The following is a 13,700-nucleotide window of genomic DNA, read 5'->3' on the forward strand; positions in this document are numbered from 1 at the left end:
ATAATGAAAAAAATATTTATGATGGTACATGAGTTAGATGTCAATAAAGGTGGTATGACCTCTTCGATGTTCAATAGAAGTAAAGAGTTTTATGATGCAGACATACCTGCGGATATAGTTACTTTCGATTACAAAGGAAACTATGACGAAATTATTAAAGCTTTAAAAAAACAAGGTAAAATGGATCGAAGAACGAAAATGTATAATGTATTTGAGTATTTTAAACAAATATCAAATAATAAACATTTTAAGTCTAATAAATTGTTATATAAACATATTTCAGAAAGATTAAAAAATACGATTGAAATTGAAGAGAATAACGGCGTTTCAAGATTTTTTGATATAACGACAGGAACATATATAGCTTACATTAGAAAAAGTAAATCTGAAAAAGTGATTGATTTTTTTAAAGATAATAAACGACTAGAACGATTTAGTTTTATAGATAATAAAGTGCATATGAAGGAAACATTCAATTTAGATAATAAGGTTTGTTATCAAGTGTTTTACGATGAAAAGGGATACCCATATATTTCTAGAAATATTAATGCTAATAATGGTGCCGTAGGTAAAACTTATGTGTTAGTTAATAAAAAAGAATTTAAAAACAATCTAGCTCTTTGTGTTTACTATTTAGAAAAACTAATAAAAGATTCTAAAGATAGTATTATGATTTGTGACGGACCAGGTAGTTTTCCAAAAATGTTTAATACAAATCATAAAAACGCTCAGAAATATGGCGTTATTCATGTTAATCATCATGAAAATTTCGATAATACGGGTGCGTTTAAAAAAAGTGAAAAATATATAATTGAAAATGCGAATAAAATAAATGGTGTAATTGTATTAACAGAGGCACAACGATTAGATATTCTAAAGCAATTTGATGTAGAAAATATTTTCACTATTAGCAATTTTGTTAAGATACATAATGCTCCAAAACATTTTCAGACTGAAAAAATTGTTGGTCATATTTCTAGAATGGTACCAACAAAGCGAATTGATTTGCTTATTGAAGTGGCTGAGTTAGTCGTAAAAAAAGATAATGCTATTAAATTTCATATATATGGAGAAGGATCTGTCAAAGATAAAATAGCTAAAATGATTGTAGACAAAAATTTAGAAAGAAATGTTTTTCTTAAAGGGTATACAACGACGCCACAAAAATGCTTGGAAGATTTTAAATTAGTCGTTTCTACATCTCAATATGAAGGTCAAGGCTTAAGTATGATAGAAGCAATGATTTCTAAAAGGCCTGTCATTGCATTTGATATAAAATATGGTCCTAGTGATTTTATAGATAATCATGTAAATGGATATTTAATTGAAAACCATAATATAAATGAAATGGCTGATAAAATATTAAAACTTGTCAATGACGATGCGTTAGCAGCAGAATTTGGAACGAAGGCTAGAGCGTCTATTATCGAAAACTATTCAACAGAATCTATATTAGAAAAGTGGTTAAACCTTTTCAATCGATAAATGAAAAATCCTAGGTATTAAAGAGTACCTAGGATTTTTAGCAAATAAATCACAAAGAAAGAGAGGATACGCCTCTCATATAGTCTTTAATAAAATTGTAACCATTTCTTCCAACTATAACTACTAATACATGCTAAGTTCATTACGATATGTATGATTTCGAATTCATAACCACTTACATATCCTCTTGTAAGTTTAAGTGTGAAGATTGAGCCCAACATAACACAAATATAAAATACATTAACATAAGGCGTTAAAAAGCCGATAATAAGTGCTAAACCTCCAACAACTTCACCAATTGACATTAATACTGCAATGGCAGGTGGTAAACCTAATGAACCTAAGAAATGAATTGTTCCATCTAAATCTACAAATTTCAAAGTTCCGTGTACTAAGAATGATGTTGCTAACATCCATCTAATTAAAAGCATACCTAATTTCATGTTTTCACCTCCAATATAATTTTGTACTTAAAACATAGTCAAAATTATATTTGTAAACAACTCGAAAGTAAAGATTTTTTATAAAAATAATTATTAAATATTTATTAAATCTTCTTTTGTGTAGAGCAATTGATGTAAAAAGGTGTTTAAGTAAGTAGTGACTTTTTGTACTTATAAATAAAAATTTATGCATTATAGTCAGAACTTTGAAACTTAAACAAGTTGATAATGAGTATGAACGATAGATTACAACAATGCTTAATATTATCGGCAACATTAAGAAGTTTATACACATCTAAATCATATCAATTATTTTTAGCTATAGTTAATCGTAATACATTTATATAGAAGAATTAATTATAATGTTTTATAAGTAAAAATGATTACTATTTCATTAACTTTTCATTTTATTTAATGTTAAAATTAATATATAGCACAATGCATATCGAAGCGGAGGTTAATGTGTGAGTAAGAAAGTTATTAGATTGATAATTACTTTAATAGTTATAGTAATCATTGTAGCAGGATGCGGGAAAGATAAAGATAAAAAAGAAAAGGAAATGGTGACAATTAAAGATGCATTGGGTACAGAAAAAATTACGAAGAATCCTAAACGTATTGTTGTTTTAGAGTATAGTTTTGCAGATTATTTAGCTTCATTAAATGTGAAGCCTGTAGGTATTGCCGATGATGGTAATGCTAAAAATATTACGAAAACAGTTAGAGATAAAATTGGAAAATATGAATCAGTTGGTTCTAGACCTCAACCAAATATGGAAGATATAAGTAAACTGAAGCCTGATTTAATCATTGCAGATGTTAGCAGACACAAAAAAATCAAGGCAGAATTAAATAAAATTGCACCGACAATTATGTTAGTTAGTGGTACTGGTGATTACAATGCAAATATAGATTCATTTAAAACGGTAGCAAAGGCAATAGGTAAAGAAAAAGAGGGCGGAAAAAGGCTTGAAAAGCATGAAAAAATTTTGGCAGCAGTAAGAAAGAAAATCGAACACAGTTCATTGAAGTCTGCTTTTGCCTTTGGTATTTCAAACACTGGTATGTTTATTAACAATGAAGATACATTTATGGGACAATTTTTAATTAAAATGGGTATCAAACCTGAAGTTACGAAAGATAAAACTGCTCATATAGGTGAGCGTAAAGGTGGTCCATACATCTTTTTAAATAATGAAGAACTAGCAAATATAAATCCTAAAGTTATGATACTAGCTACTGATGGAAATACAGACAAAAATAGAACGAAATTCATTGATCCTGCAGTTTGGAAATCCTTAAAAGCTGTGAAAGATCATAAAGTTTATGACGTTGATAGAAGCAAGTGGTTAAAATCAAGGGGTATTATCGCAAGTGAAAGTATGGCAGAAGATTTAGAAAAAATTGTTGATAAAATAGAAAATAATAAAACTTAGTGTCGCTAAAATAACAAGCGACACTAAGTTTTATTTATGTTGATTATCTGAAGGGTGTGATGATTTGTCTGACAATTTTTGTCGAATAAATTTAATGACATATCCAATAAGAATTGCTTTTGCAATTTTTTTGATGAATCGACGCATAGTTTAAAACCTCATTTCCCTTAATGTTTATTTCTATATACCCATTTACAAATGATTTTCAAACCAATTACCATAATAAGTTATTTTGGAAAAACAATATATCCATCTTTATCAGCCTTTTTAGAAAAAATAATAATAACGGCATGTATGATTGAAACTATAGTTGGAATACCGGTCCAGAAAAATAATAAATGTAACAAACCTTGACCAAATTTGTCAGCATAGAATTTATGAATTCCTACCCCTCCAAGAAATAATGCAACTATAACGTAAATAGATTTATTAACTTTCATACGTAAATCCTCCTTATTTATTATTTTACTTAATCTCTATTTAAAAACCAATCTTTCTATCATTGAACAATTCAAAATTTCTGGAATTTCAAGTATATCTTTTTAAAATAAGCTATAATTTCTATATAATAAATATTAATAAAATTTAAAGGGATGATATGAAAATGATTCGGCAAGCACGTCCAGAAGACCAATTTGATATTGCGAAATTAGTTTATATGGTTTGGGAAGATATGGAATTGGATATTGTAAAAGCAGTGCCCAAGGATAAAATATTAACTGCAATTGAAAAAAGCTGTGTTGATGTAAGATATCGTACATATTATGAGCATATATATGTTTATGAAGTTGAAGGCAAAATAGCTGGTTGTATCATTAGTTATAATGGTAAATATGAATTGGAATATGAAAAAACATGGGAGCAACTTAATTTACCTGATGAATTTCAACAATATGGGACGCCACTACCTGTAAAAGAAGCAAAAGATGATGAATGTTATATTGAAACAATTGCAACATTTGAAGAGTATAGGGGTAGAGGTATAGCAACGAAACTATTAACTAAATTACTTGAATCAAACACAAATGTGAAATGGAGTTTGAATTGTGATGTTAATAATCAGACAGCATTAAAATTATATCAAAAAGTAGGATTTACATTTGATGGGTATATAGAGTTGTATAAACATAAGTACCATCATTTAATTGTTAAATAAAAAATCGACATATCGAATTAAAATCGATACGTCGAGTAAAAATATTTCATTTAAATCCCAGCAAATATAGCACTAATATATATTCCTAATGCGTATAGCACGCCGAAAAATGTGTTTGTTTTACCGGCAGCAGCCATTGCAGGCATCATTGTTGCTGGTGTATCATTCTTCTTGAAACGTCTGATAACCTTTACAGGCATTGGGAATGATAATAAAGCAAGTAAATAAAATAGTGAGCCTCCAGGCTTAACAATAATAGTTAGAACTATAAATGCATAAGCGATAAAATACATAATTGCCATAAAGGCTAAAGAAGCTTGTTTACCTAATAATATTGGTAAAGTTTTTCGACCGCTAGCTTTATCTTTAACACGGTCACGAATATTGTTAGCCATATTGATTAAACCGATTGTTATTACAATTGGAATACTTAACCAAATAGCATAACTTTGGATATTGCCAGTTTGAATAAAGAATGCAATAACAATTATAAACATACCCATAAATACGCCTGAGAATAGCTCACCAAAAGGCGTCCAAGAAATTGGGAAAGGTCCACCTGTATATAGGTAACCAACTGCCATACATACTAATCCAACAGGTAACAACCAAAACGAAGTGTTAACAGCTAAAAATATTCCTAGTAAAGCTGCAACGATATAAAATGCAATGGCTAGTCGTAATACAAGCTGTGGGCTCATACCATTACGTACTATTGCACCACCAATGCCTACTGATTCATGATCATCAAGGCCCTTTTTATAATCGTAATATTCGTTAAACATATTTGTTGCAGCTTGAATTAATAAGCACGCAAGTAACATGGCAACAAACAAAGTAATTTTGATATGATCTTCACTACCAAGAAAATATATTTTAGATGCTGCGGTACCAACAAGAACCGGTACGACTGAAGCAGTTAATGTATGAGGGCGCATTAAATGCCAATATTTCTTAACTGTAGAATATTGCTGATATTGATTACTCATTGAATACAAAACCTCTTTAAATCATATTTTTTATAACAAAGATATTTTAATAGAAAGTAGCACAAAGGTCAATTGACGTGAAAAATTGCAAGATAAGTTTAAGCAATTCTTGTAACACAATTATCCAAAAATGATACAATATAATAATGAGTGAAAAAAGACGAAGAAAGAAGTGAAATAGATGGCTACGGGCGTAACAGAGGACGATATTGTCAAAGAGATATATGACAGCTCTAAGGAATGGGTTTCAGTTGAAGTGAAATTATCACAGTCGCTAGACCCGAGCACATTATTTCATCTCACTGACAATGAGGCAGGAGGTCGCTTTTATATGCGTTTGAATGATAATCGAACGTCATATTTTGGTTATAAAGCAATTCAATTATTTAAAAATAATTTTAAAAATAAACAATCTATTTTTAGAGAATGGGAAAAATTAAAGCAAGAAATTGCATTTATTCATCCACAATCAGGCAGACACCATCTTCGAATTGTTGGAGGGTTCCAATTTTCGAGTCATAAGTCTGATGATGAATGGCGTGAATTTGGATTAAATCATTTTGTTTTACCAGAAGTACTCATTACTACAGAGGACGAGGATACATTTTTAACATATACAGTACAACGTGAAAATTTTGATATGGATTCATTCAAAGCGTTAATTGAATTTTTTAATAATGCAATGGAAATTGATGTCGACGATCAAAATGGGGAAATTATTCGTAACGAAGATATTTATAAAGATGACTGGCGTCAACTTGTTGAAGAAGCAATTAAGTCTATTAATAAAGAAGAAAAAATTGTGCTTGCTCGTAGACGATTAATTAAGTTCGATAAAGTTATTAGTATTCCGTATATATTAAAACAGGCTTTTTCTAAAGAAAAAAATAGTTATATATTTTTATTAGAATCACAAGATTCAATATTCTTTTCACAAACACCCGAACAATTACTTAAAGTTAATAATCGAATATTATCGACAAAAGCAGTTGCAGGTACAATTAAACGTTCACATAACGAAGAAGAGGATAAAAAACATGTTGAAGCCTTTTTGAAAGATAATAAAAACTTAGTAGAACATCGATTTGTTGTAGAGAGTATTTTACATGATATTGAACCATATATCACTGAATTAGATTATGATAAGACACCCAAAATTCTTAAAAATGATCACTTATATCATTTGTATACTGAAATAAAGGCACCTTTAAAAGATGATTCATATATCGGTTTAATAGACAATTTACATCCAACACCAGCATTAGGTGGTTACCCTAAAGCCTTTGCAATTGATTTTATTGAACAAAAAGAATTTGGTACAAGAGGGTTATACGGTGCACCGGTTGGTTATATAGATATATATGATGATTGTGAATTTATTGTAGCTATACGTTCGATGCTCATAAAACAAACACAAGCAACATTATTTGCTGGGTGCGGTATTGTTAAGGATTCTGATCCAGACAGTGAATTAGCAGAGACGAATCTTAAATTCTCACCTATGATGAATGCATTAGGAGTCGATATGAATGGGAAATCATAAAGAAGCATTAACTAAGCAAGTATACACATTTGCATCTGAACTTTATGCTTATGGTGTAAGGGAAGTAGTTATCAGTCCAGGATCACGTTCAACACCGCTTGCACTTGCATTTGAAGCACATCCAAATATTAAAACGTGGATTCATCCTGATGAACGAAGTGCAGCATTTTTTGCGGTAGGATTAATCAAAGGTAGTGAAAGACCTGTTGCTATTTTATGTACGTCAGGCACGGCAGCAGCTAACTATACACCAGCTATTGCTGAAAGCCAAATTAGTAGAATACCATTAATTGTATTGACGAGTGATCGACCACATGAGTTAAGAAGTGTGGGAGCGCCTCAAGCAATTAATCAGGTTAATATGTTTAACAATTATGTGAGCTATGAATTTGATATGCCATTAGCTGATGACTGTAAAGAAACAATTGATGCAATTTATTATCAAATGCAAATTGCTAGTCAGTATTTGTATGGACCACATAAAGGGCCAATTCATTTCAACTTACCGTTTAGAGATCCATTGACACCAGACTTAACGAAGACAGATTTACTTAAGTCAGAAATGAAGATTTTGCCACATTACCAAAAAAGTATAAATGCATCAGCATTAAAAAATATTTTAAGTAAGCCGAAAGGTCTAATTATTGTAGGGGATATGCAGCATCAAGAAGTTGATCAAATTTTAACATACTCATCAATGTACGATTTGCCAATTTTAGCAGATCCATTAAGTCGTTTAAGAAAATTTGATCATCCAAATGTAATCAGTACGTATGATTTATTGTATAGAAGTGGCTTAGAATTAAATGTTGACTTTGTTATACGTGTTGGTAAACCTGTAATTTCTAAGAAGTTGAATCAATGGTTAAAGAAAGCTGAAGCATTACAGATTTTAGTACAAAATAACGATAAAATCGATGTATTTCCTATAGCACCAGACATTTCTTATGAGATTTCTGCGAATGATTTCTTTAGATCTTTAATGGATGCGACAATAGTAAAACGAAAAGATTGGTTGGAATTATGGCAACGTCTTGAGGAACAAGCACGTGTTGAAATTAACCATTACCTTGAACATGCTACCGATGAAAGTGCTTTTGTTGCTGAACTAATCAACAAGACGCCAGATGAAGAAGCTTTATTTATAAGTAATAGTATGCCGATTAGAGACATTGATAATTTATTGTTAAATAAAAATATTGATATTTATGCTAATCGTGGTGCAAATGGAATTGATGGCATTGTTTCAACTGCTCTTGGAATGGCAGTGCACAAACGCATAACATTATTAATTGGCGATTTATCTTTTTATCATGATATGAATGGACTATTAATGTCTAAATTAAATCATATTCACATGAATATTGTATTGTTGAATAATGATGGTGGTGGTATTTTTTCATATTTACCACAAAAAGATAGTGCATCTGATTATTTTGAACGTTTATTTGGCACTCCTACAGGTTTAGATTTCGAGTACGCTGCTAAGTTATATGATTTTAGCTTTAAGCGATTTAAACATATTTCAGATTTTAAAAATGAAAAATTATCATATAACATTTCTACAATTTATGAAATGATTACAAATAGAGAAGTTAATTATGAGCAGCATCAAATTTTATATAAGAAATTGAGTGAAATGATTCATGCTACATTATAAATTTTATAAAGCAAAAGTCGATACGTCTCAAATATTAATATTGTTACATGGATTTCTAAGTGATAGTCGTACTTATCATGACCATATAGACACCTTTACTAATATTTGTCATGTTGTGACTATAGATTTACCTGGACATGGTGAAGATAAATCACCCACCGATGTAGATTGGAACTTTGATTATATTACATCATCATTAGATCAAATTTTAGAGCAATATAAAAATAAATCGATTTCAATGCTAGGTTATTCTATGGGTGGTCGTATTGCATTGTATTATGCATTACATGGCCGAATTAAAATTGCAAAACTTATTTTAGAGAGTACATCACCTGGAATTAAACTTGAAGCGGATCAAATAGAGCGTCGTCTTATAGATGAAGCACGAGCAAAAGTATTAGAAATCGCAGGCATAGAAGTTTTTGTAAATGATTGGGAAAAATTACCGCTATTTCAAACACAATATCAATTGTCTGAGGAAAAACAACATCAAATTAGAGAACAACGACTATCTCAATCACCAATTAAAATGGCTAAAGCATTAAGGGATTATGGTACAGGCCAAATGCCTAATTTATGGTCACAAATAGCAGGATTAAAAATGCCGGTATTAATTTTAGCAGGTGAGTATGATGAGAAGTTTGTACAAATCGCTGAAAAAATGACAAATTTAATTTCAAATAGTAAATGTAAATTATTTTCTGCAGTAGGACATACAATTCATGTGGAAGATAATGTTGAATTTGATACAATGATATTAGGATTTTTAAAGGAGGAGCAAAATGACTAACAGACAATGGGAAACACTTAGAGAATATGATGAAATCAAATATGAATTTTACGAAGGGATTGCTAAAGTGACGATTAATCGTCCTGAGGTACGTAATGCATTTACACCAAAAACAGTTGCTGAAATGATTGATGCATTTTCACGTGCACGTGATGATCAAAATGTTTCAGTTATCGTATTAACAGGTGAAGGTGATTTAGCATTCTGTTCTGGTGGAGATCAGAAGAAACGTGGCCATGGAGGTTATGTAGGAGAAGACCAAATTCCTCGCTTAAATGTATTAGATTTACAGCGTTTAATTCGTATCATTCCAAAACCGGTTATTGCAATGGTAAAAGGTTATGCAGTAGGTGGCGGGAATGTACTTAATGTCGTATGTGATTTAACAATAGCTGCTGATAACGCAATCTTTGGACAAACGGGACCTAAAGTAGGTTCATTTGATGCTGGTTATGGTTCAGGATATTTAGCAAGAATCGTTGGACATAAAAAAGCACGTGAAATCTGGTACTTATGTCGTCAATATAATGCACAAGAAGCATTGGATATGGGCTTAGTTAATACTGTTGTACCTCTAGATCAAGTTGAAGACGAAACAGTTCAATGGTGTAAAGAAATTATGAAACATTCACCAACAGCTTTACGTTTCCTTAAAGCAGCTATGAATGCTGATACTGATGGTTTAGCTGGATTACAACAAATGGCAGGGGATGCAACTTTACTTTATTACACTACTGATGAAGCAAAAGAAGGTCGTGATGCGTTTAAAGAAAAACGTGACCCTGACTTTGATCAATTCCCTAAATTCCCATAAGTTATTTTGAAATTAAATTTAAGTCACTTGTGTCGCTTAATTGCGATTACAAGTGGCTTTTTTATATGACATTTGAAGGAGAGGTGAATATGAGTAGGGAGTGGAACAAATAAAGAACCACTAATGATTTATTATGTAGTAGTTCTTTATCATTAGCCACTGCTAATGTGTACTAAAAATAGGAATATTTGAGTAAAACACATCCGTAAGGAATACTAATTTCTAAAGAAAAAGTACTTCATTATCGTTGTCACCCCAACTTGCATTGCCTGTAGAAATTGGGAACCCAATTTCTCTATGTATGGGGCCCCGCACCCCAACTTGTATTGCTTTTAGAAATTGGGAATCCAATTTCTCTGTGAATGGAGCCCCGCCAACATGCATATTATTGTAAGTTGAATTTGCATCAGCTTCTGTGTTGGATCCCCGTAACTTGCAAGGTTGACTAGAATTGAAAGAAGCTTGTTACAAGCGCATTTTCATTTAGTCAACTACTGCTAATATGACTTTGCAGAAACTAGGACGTTGTGAACTGCACTGAGTCAAGTAGTCATTAAAAAAATGAAAACTTTGAAGGGACATATCATTAAGTCTCAGGATCTGCATGATTTAACTAGTATATTATTGTTATGAAAGGTATTTCGTCAGGTGTTATCTAATGGAATGTAATAGTTTAATTATAATTAGTTGTAATATGCAGATTTGATAAATAAAAACGGGTTGATGAGAAATTTAATTCTCTCCAACCCGCTAGTATATGTGAAATCATTTATTTTAAATTAATCGTTCATATAATATCGGTCTTGAAGTCCCAATACCATCTTGAGATGAAGTTTGCATTAATATATGTTGTGAATCATCATAATCTAGAATATAAATGATTTGATCTTGGTGTAAGGGTGAAAACTTAATTCGTTGATGGGTAGTATCAATAAAAAGTATACGACATTGATTTTGAGTTGTATTATCACCATGTCTAATACAAATTGTTTTTTGTAATTGATGATTGCTCCAATTACCAATAAATAAATTTATATTATTTAGTTCAAGGTGAGTCAAATTCGTTTTGTCATAAATGAAATTTATAAATTGTAATTGATACATCGTTTTACCTACCTTTAATCAATATCAGCAACATTTTTTAATAACCAATCATTGAACCATACCAGTTGTAATCACGGTTGAATGATAAGTGTAATAGACTTGAGTCAGCATCTTGAATTGACACTTCAGTGTCCCAAGGATTCCAATAGATGATTTTTTCTTGGTCATTAATTTTAGCGTTACCTACAACTGCAAGAGCATGACCTAAATGCGGATCATTAGGATTTTGAGATACGCTTTGTGCAAGAATCATAATACCTACGTTATCTTTTGTAAGTTGATCAACTTGATTATACGATGGCATACCTTCTTGATAGTGAATATCTCTACCTTGTGATTTTCCATATTCAATCATTTGGTTAGGGTAAGTTGAACAATTCACAAGTTCTTCTTCACTTACATCTGGGTATAATGTGCGCATAATATCATGTGCATTATATGTGTCAGTATTTTTAGTGGCATTTAATAGCGCTGCCATACTGAATCCAGCACACCAAGAATTATCAAATTGTTGTTCTCTAATTTTAAAGTTTTTTAGAGTGTTTTCATATTGAACTTGATCTGCCTGTTCATTTTGTAGTGTCGCACTTTCTTCAATTTTAGTTGGGGTAACAGTGGCTTTCAACTCTTGTTTTAATTCTGGTGAAACAGTTTTACTGCTTTCTTTTTCTTTTACATTATTAGGTAGTGGTGTAGCTTTAACTAGTCTAACTTTACCATCTTCCTCAAAGTAAAAACCTTTTTCATCAGTAAGAACAGTGATATTAGTGTTTTTATCTTTAATTTGGTCTAATTCTTTAGCGATAAAGTTTGAAATTTTAACACTATAATTCATATCATCTTTTGATTTGTTTAAATCATCTTTATTTTTAGGGCTTAATGTTAAAATGTAAACAATTTTACCATCTTTAATGATTGGATAATAGTAACTATTATCTTCTTCACCATTAAATTTATATATTTTAAAAGCTTCGCCGAGTTCATATTTGCCAGCTTGAGCATTGTTTTGTTTATCTAATGCTTTAGCATATCCAGCAAATTGTTGATGTGCTAAAGCGTCAACTTTTTGTGGCACTTTATCACTCTTAACTTTTATTTCTAATTGTTTTGATTGTGAATCTGCTTTTGCATTATTATTATTATTAGCAATTGCGACAAGTGATAAAATAAGCAAGGAAATAAGTGCGATACTTATAATATTGAATATTCTAGTTTTACATGAATTATTCATATAATAACCTCCATTAGAGTTAAAATCTTATGCGTTGGAAAGTCTTTACTTCTGTTATTATCAGTACTAATCAAGATTTAATTTATGCTGCATCTGGATTGTCTGAGTTATTGTTATCGCCATCTGCAAAGTGAATATCTTGAATATTTTCTTTTAAGAAGTTACGTACGTTTTCATTAATAAATACTGCGCCGTTAAATTCATTTGGCACGCCACCCCAATGAATTCCAATAACTTCATTTTTGTCGTTAAAGACTGGTGATCCAGAGTTACCGCCAGTAGTACTTAAGTCATATTGCATAGCTTCGCCTTTTAAGTAAGTAATTTTCCCTTTACTTTCCCACATAGTTGCTACAGGTTTATCTCCAGGATAACCAGTTACAGTAATTGGTTGTTCAACTTGTGTTTCTGCATTATTGCTCATTGTCGCTGGTTTAACTACTTCACCGATATGTTGGTTCTTGTCATTAGGAGAGAATTTAACAATAGCTAAATCACCTTCACCAGTATATTTAGTTATTTGTTCAGCTCTGAAACCACCATTTGGATAATTATCTTGGCTTTTTGCAGAAGGGAATGCTGTTAAAGATTGAGGGTTACCTTGCGTAGCATCAACAACGTGTTTATTTGTTAAAAGTGTATCTTTACCTACTACTACACCTGAGGCAATAAATGTTCCAGTTGGTGATTCAACTTGAATAAAAGTAACAGGTGCATAATGTCCGTTAGTCGTATCTTCAATTTGATGACGATCATTGTTTGGTAAGATAACATTTGCATGTTCGCGCTGTTCAATTGGTTTCAAATTATTACCTTTTTGAATTTTAGGTGATTGTTGCTTATCTGATTGCGTCTGTTTTGCATGAGAATCTAGGGAATTAGAAGATAACGCATTTGCTGATGGGGAATTAACAAGAGTCACTGTTGTCAAAGTTGCAACTAATAAAGAACTAACTTTCAAAAATTTACCTTTCATTTAAAAACCTCCAAAAAATTTATTTACAAGATAAATATAACACTAAAATTTTTTAAGTCAATAAGAATATATA

At 31.0% G+C, this 13,700-nt stretch carries 15 protein-coding genes; 8 read left to right on the forward strand and 7 right to left on the reverse strand.

What is annotated here, in order from left to right; translation table 11 throughout:
* Nucleotides 1-3 precede the first annotated feature (3 nt).
* Entirely contained in the window at nt 4-1,485 is a 1,482-nt protein-coding gene (locus CD116_RS02520; protein ID WP_047550792.1) for a glycosyltransferase, read from the forward strand.
* 86 nt (nt 1,486-1,571) lie between these two features.
* On the opposite strand, the gene CD116_RS02525 is transcribed toward CD116_RS02520, so the two are convergent.
* Nucleotides 1,572-1,928, reverse strand: a complete 357-nt coding sequence (locus tag CD116_RS02525; protein ID WP_000766007.1) for a DoxX family protein — start codon at nt 1,926-1,928, stop codon at nt 1,572-1,574.
* A 464-nt stretch (nt 1,929-2,392) separates the two neighbouring features.
* On the opposite strand from CD116_RS02525, the gene CD116_RS02530 reads away from it, so the two are divergent.
* Nucleotides 2,393-3,364, forward strand: coding sequence for an ABC transporter substrate-binding protein (locus CD116_RS02530; protein ID WP_047550795.1), 972 nt, complete (start codon nt 2,393-2,395; stop codon nt 3,362-3,364).
* Nucleotides 3,365-3,394: 30 nt separating this feature from the next.
* Here the strand turns inward: CD116_RS02530 and CD116_RS14050 are convergent, their stop codons facing one another.
* Complete coding sequence (locus CD116_RS14050; protein WP_047424776.1) at nt 3,395-3,511, reverse strand: SAR1012 family small protein; 117 nt, start codon at nt 3,509-3,511, stop codon at nt 3,395-3,397.
* Between the two features lie 80 nt (nt 3,512-3,591).
* Nucleotides 3,592-3,804, reverse strand: a complete 213-nt coding sequence (locus CD116_RS02535; RefSeq protein WP_047530616.1) for a TM2 domain-containing protein — start codon at nt 3,802-3,804, stop codon at nt 3,592-3,594.
* 164 nt (nt 3,805-3,968) lie between these two features.
* Here CD116_RS02535 and CD116_RS02540 point away from each other — a divergent pair, with 164 nt between their 5' ends.
* The gene (locus tag CD116_RS02540; RefSeq protein WP_047530615.1) at nt 3,969-4,520 is read left to right on the forward strand and encodes a GNAT family N-acetyltransferase; all 552 of its coding nucleotides are present in this window, start codon (nt 3,969-3,971) and stop codon (nt 4,518-4,520) included.
* A gap of 50 nt (nt 4,521-4,570) precedes the next feature.
* Here CD116_RS02540 and CD116_RS02545 read toward each other — a convergent pair whose 3' ends face one another.
* A complete protein-coding gene (locus CD116_RS02545) occupies nt 4,571-5,509 on the reverse strand; it encodes a 1,4-dihydroxy-2-naphthoate polyprenyltransferase (protein WP_047424781.1) in 939 nt (312 codons plus the stop codon).
* 150 nt (nt 5,510-5,659) lie between these two features.
* Here CD116_RS02545 and CD116_RS13815 point away from each other — a divergent pair, with 150 nt between their 5' ends.
* Genes CD116_RS13815 through menB form a run of 5 tightly spaced genes read left to right on the forward strand, consistent with a single transcriptional unit; the run spans nt 5,660 to nt 10,316 of the window.
* Nucleotides 5,660-5,737: a hypothetical protein gene (locus CD116_RS13815; protein WP_078101774.1), complete on the forward strand. Its 78-nt coding sequence runs from the start codon at nt 5,660-5,662 to the stop codon at nt 5,735-5,737.
* Complete coding sequence (locus CD116_RS02555; RefSeq protein ID WP_224757357.1) at nt 5,730-7,052, forward strand: isochorismate synthase; 1,323 nt, start codon at nt 5,730-5,732, stop codon at nt 7,050-7,052. Before CD116_RS13815 ends, CD116_RS02555 begins: the two co-directional genes overlap by 8 nt.
* Nucleotides 7,039-8,712 carry a 2-succinyl-5-enolpyruvyl-6-hydroxy-3-cyclohexene-1-carboxylic-acid synthase gene (menD, locus tag CD116_RS02560; RefSeq protein WP_047550801.1) on the forward strand — a complete coding sequence of 558 codons (1,674 nt, stop codon included), beginning with the start codon at nt 7,039-7,041 and terminating at the stop codon, nt 8,710-8,712. Before CD116_RS02555 ends, menD begins: the two co-directional genes overlap by 14 nt.
* Nucleotides 8,699-9,502 carry a 2-succinyl-6-hydroxy-2,4-cyclohexadiene-1-carboxylate synthase gene (gene menH / locus CD116_RS02565; RefSeq protein WP_047424787.1) on the forward strand — a complete coding sequence of 268 codons (804 nt, stop codon included), beginning with the start codon at nt 8,699-8,701 and terminating at the stop codon, nt 9,500-9,502. The genes menD and menH overlap by 14 nt, the downstream gene beginning before the upstream one ends.
* Nucleotides 9,495-10,316 carry a 1,4-dihydroxy-2-naphthoyl-CoA synthase gene (gene menB, locus CD116_RS02570; RefSeq protein ID WP_000184946.1) on the forward strand — a complete coding sequence of 274 codons (822 nt, stop codon included), beginning with the start codon at nt 9,495-9,497 and terminating at the stop codon, nt 10,314-10,316. The genes menH and menB overlap by 8 nt, the downstream gene beginning before the upstream one ends.
* 774 nt (nt 10,317-11,090) lie before the next feature.
* Here menB and CD116_RS02575 read toward each other — a convergent pair.
* From CD116_RS02575 to CD116_RS02585, 3 genes are all read right to left on the reverse strand, one after another.
* On the reverse strand, nt 11,091-11,420 hold the full coding sequence (locus CD116_RS02575) for a cysteine protease inhibitor staphostatin B (protein WP_047424789.1): 330 nt from the start codon (nt 11,418-11,420) through the stop codon (nt 11,091-11,093).
* A 37-nt stretch (nt 11,421-11,457) separates the two neighbouring features.
* Nucleotides 11,458-12,651, reverse strand: a complete 1,194-nt coding sequence (locus tag CD116_RS02580) for a C47 family peptidase (RefSeq protein WP_047550804.1) — start codon at nt 12,649-12,651, stop codon at nt 11,458-11,460.
* Nucleotides 12,652-12,733: 82 nt separating this feature from the next.
* The gene (locus CD116_RS02585) at nt 12,734-13,627 is read right to left on the reverse strand and encodes a trypsin-like serine peptidase (RefSeq protein ID WP_047550807.1); all 894 of its coding nucleotides are present in this window, start codon (nt 13,625-13,627) and stop codon (nt 12,734-12,736) included.
* Nucleotides 13,628-13,700 lie beyond the last annotated feature (73 nt).

This window comes from Staphylococcus schweitzeri (genome assembly GCF_002902405.1).
GTDB classification, from domain to species: domain Bacteria; phylum Bacillota; class Bacilli; order Staphylococcales; family Staphylococcaceae; genus Staphylococcus; species Staphylococcus schweitzeri.

Coding starts and splice junctions, on each gene's coding strand:
- CD116_RS02520 (WP_047550792.1), top strand. CDS start 4: ATGAAAAAAATATTTATGATGGTACATGAGTTAGATGTCAATAAAGGT.
- CD116_RS02525 (WP_000766007.1), bottom strand. CDS start 1,928: ATGAAATTAGGTATGCTTTTAATTAGATGGATGTTAGCAACATCATTC.
- CD116_RS14050 (WP_047424776.1), bottom strand. CDS start 3,511: ATGCGTCGATTCATCAAAAAAATTGCAAAAGCAATTCTTATTGGATAT.
- CD116_RS02535 (WP_047530616.1), bottom strand. CDS start 3,804: ATGAAAGTTAATAAATCTATTTACGTTATAGTTGCATTATTTCTTGGA.
- CD116_RS02540 (WP_047530615.1), top strand. CDS start 3,969: ATGATTCGGCAAGCACGTCCAGAAGACCAATTTGATATTGCGAAATTA.
- CD116_RS02545 (WP_047424781.1), bottom strand. CDS start 5,509: ATGAGTAATCAATATCAGCAATATTCTACAGTTAAGAAATATTGGCAT.
- menD (WP_047550801.1), top strand. CDS start 7,039: ATGGGAAATCATAAAGAAGCATTAACTAAGCAAGTATACACATTTGCA.
- menH (WP_047424787.1), top strand. CDS start 8,699: ATGCTACATTATAAATTTTATAAAGCAAAAGTCGATACGTCTCAAATA.
- menB (WP_000184946.1), top strand. CDS start 9,495: ATGACTAACAGACAATGGGAAACACTTAGAGAATATGATGAAATCAAA.
- CD116_RS02575 (WP_047424789.1), bottom strand. CDS start 11,420: ATGTATCAATTACAATTTATAAATTTCATTTATGACAAAACGAATTTG.
- CD116_RS02580 (WP_047550804.1), bottom strand. CDS start 12,651: ATGAATAATTCATGTAAAACTAGAATATTCAATATTATAAGTATCGCA.
- CD116_RS02585 (WP_047550807.1), bottom strand. CDS start 13,627: ATGAAAGGTAAATTTTTGAAAGTTAGTTCTTTATTAGTTGCAACTTTG.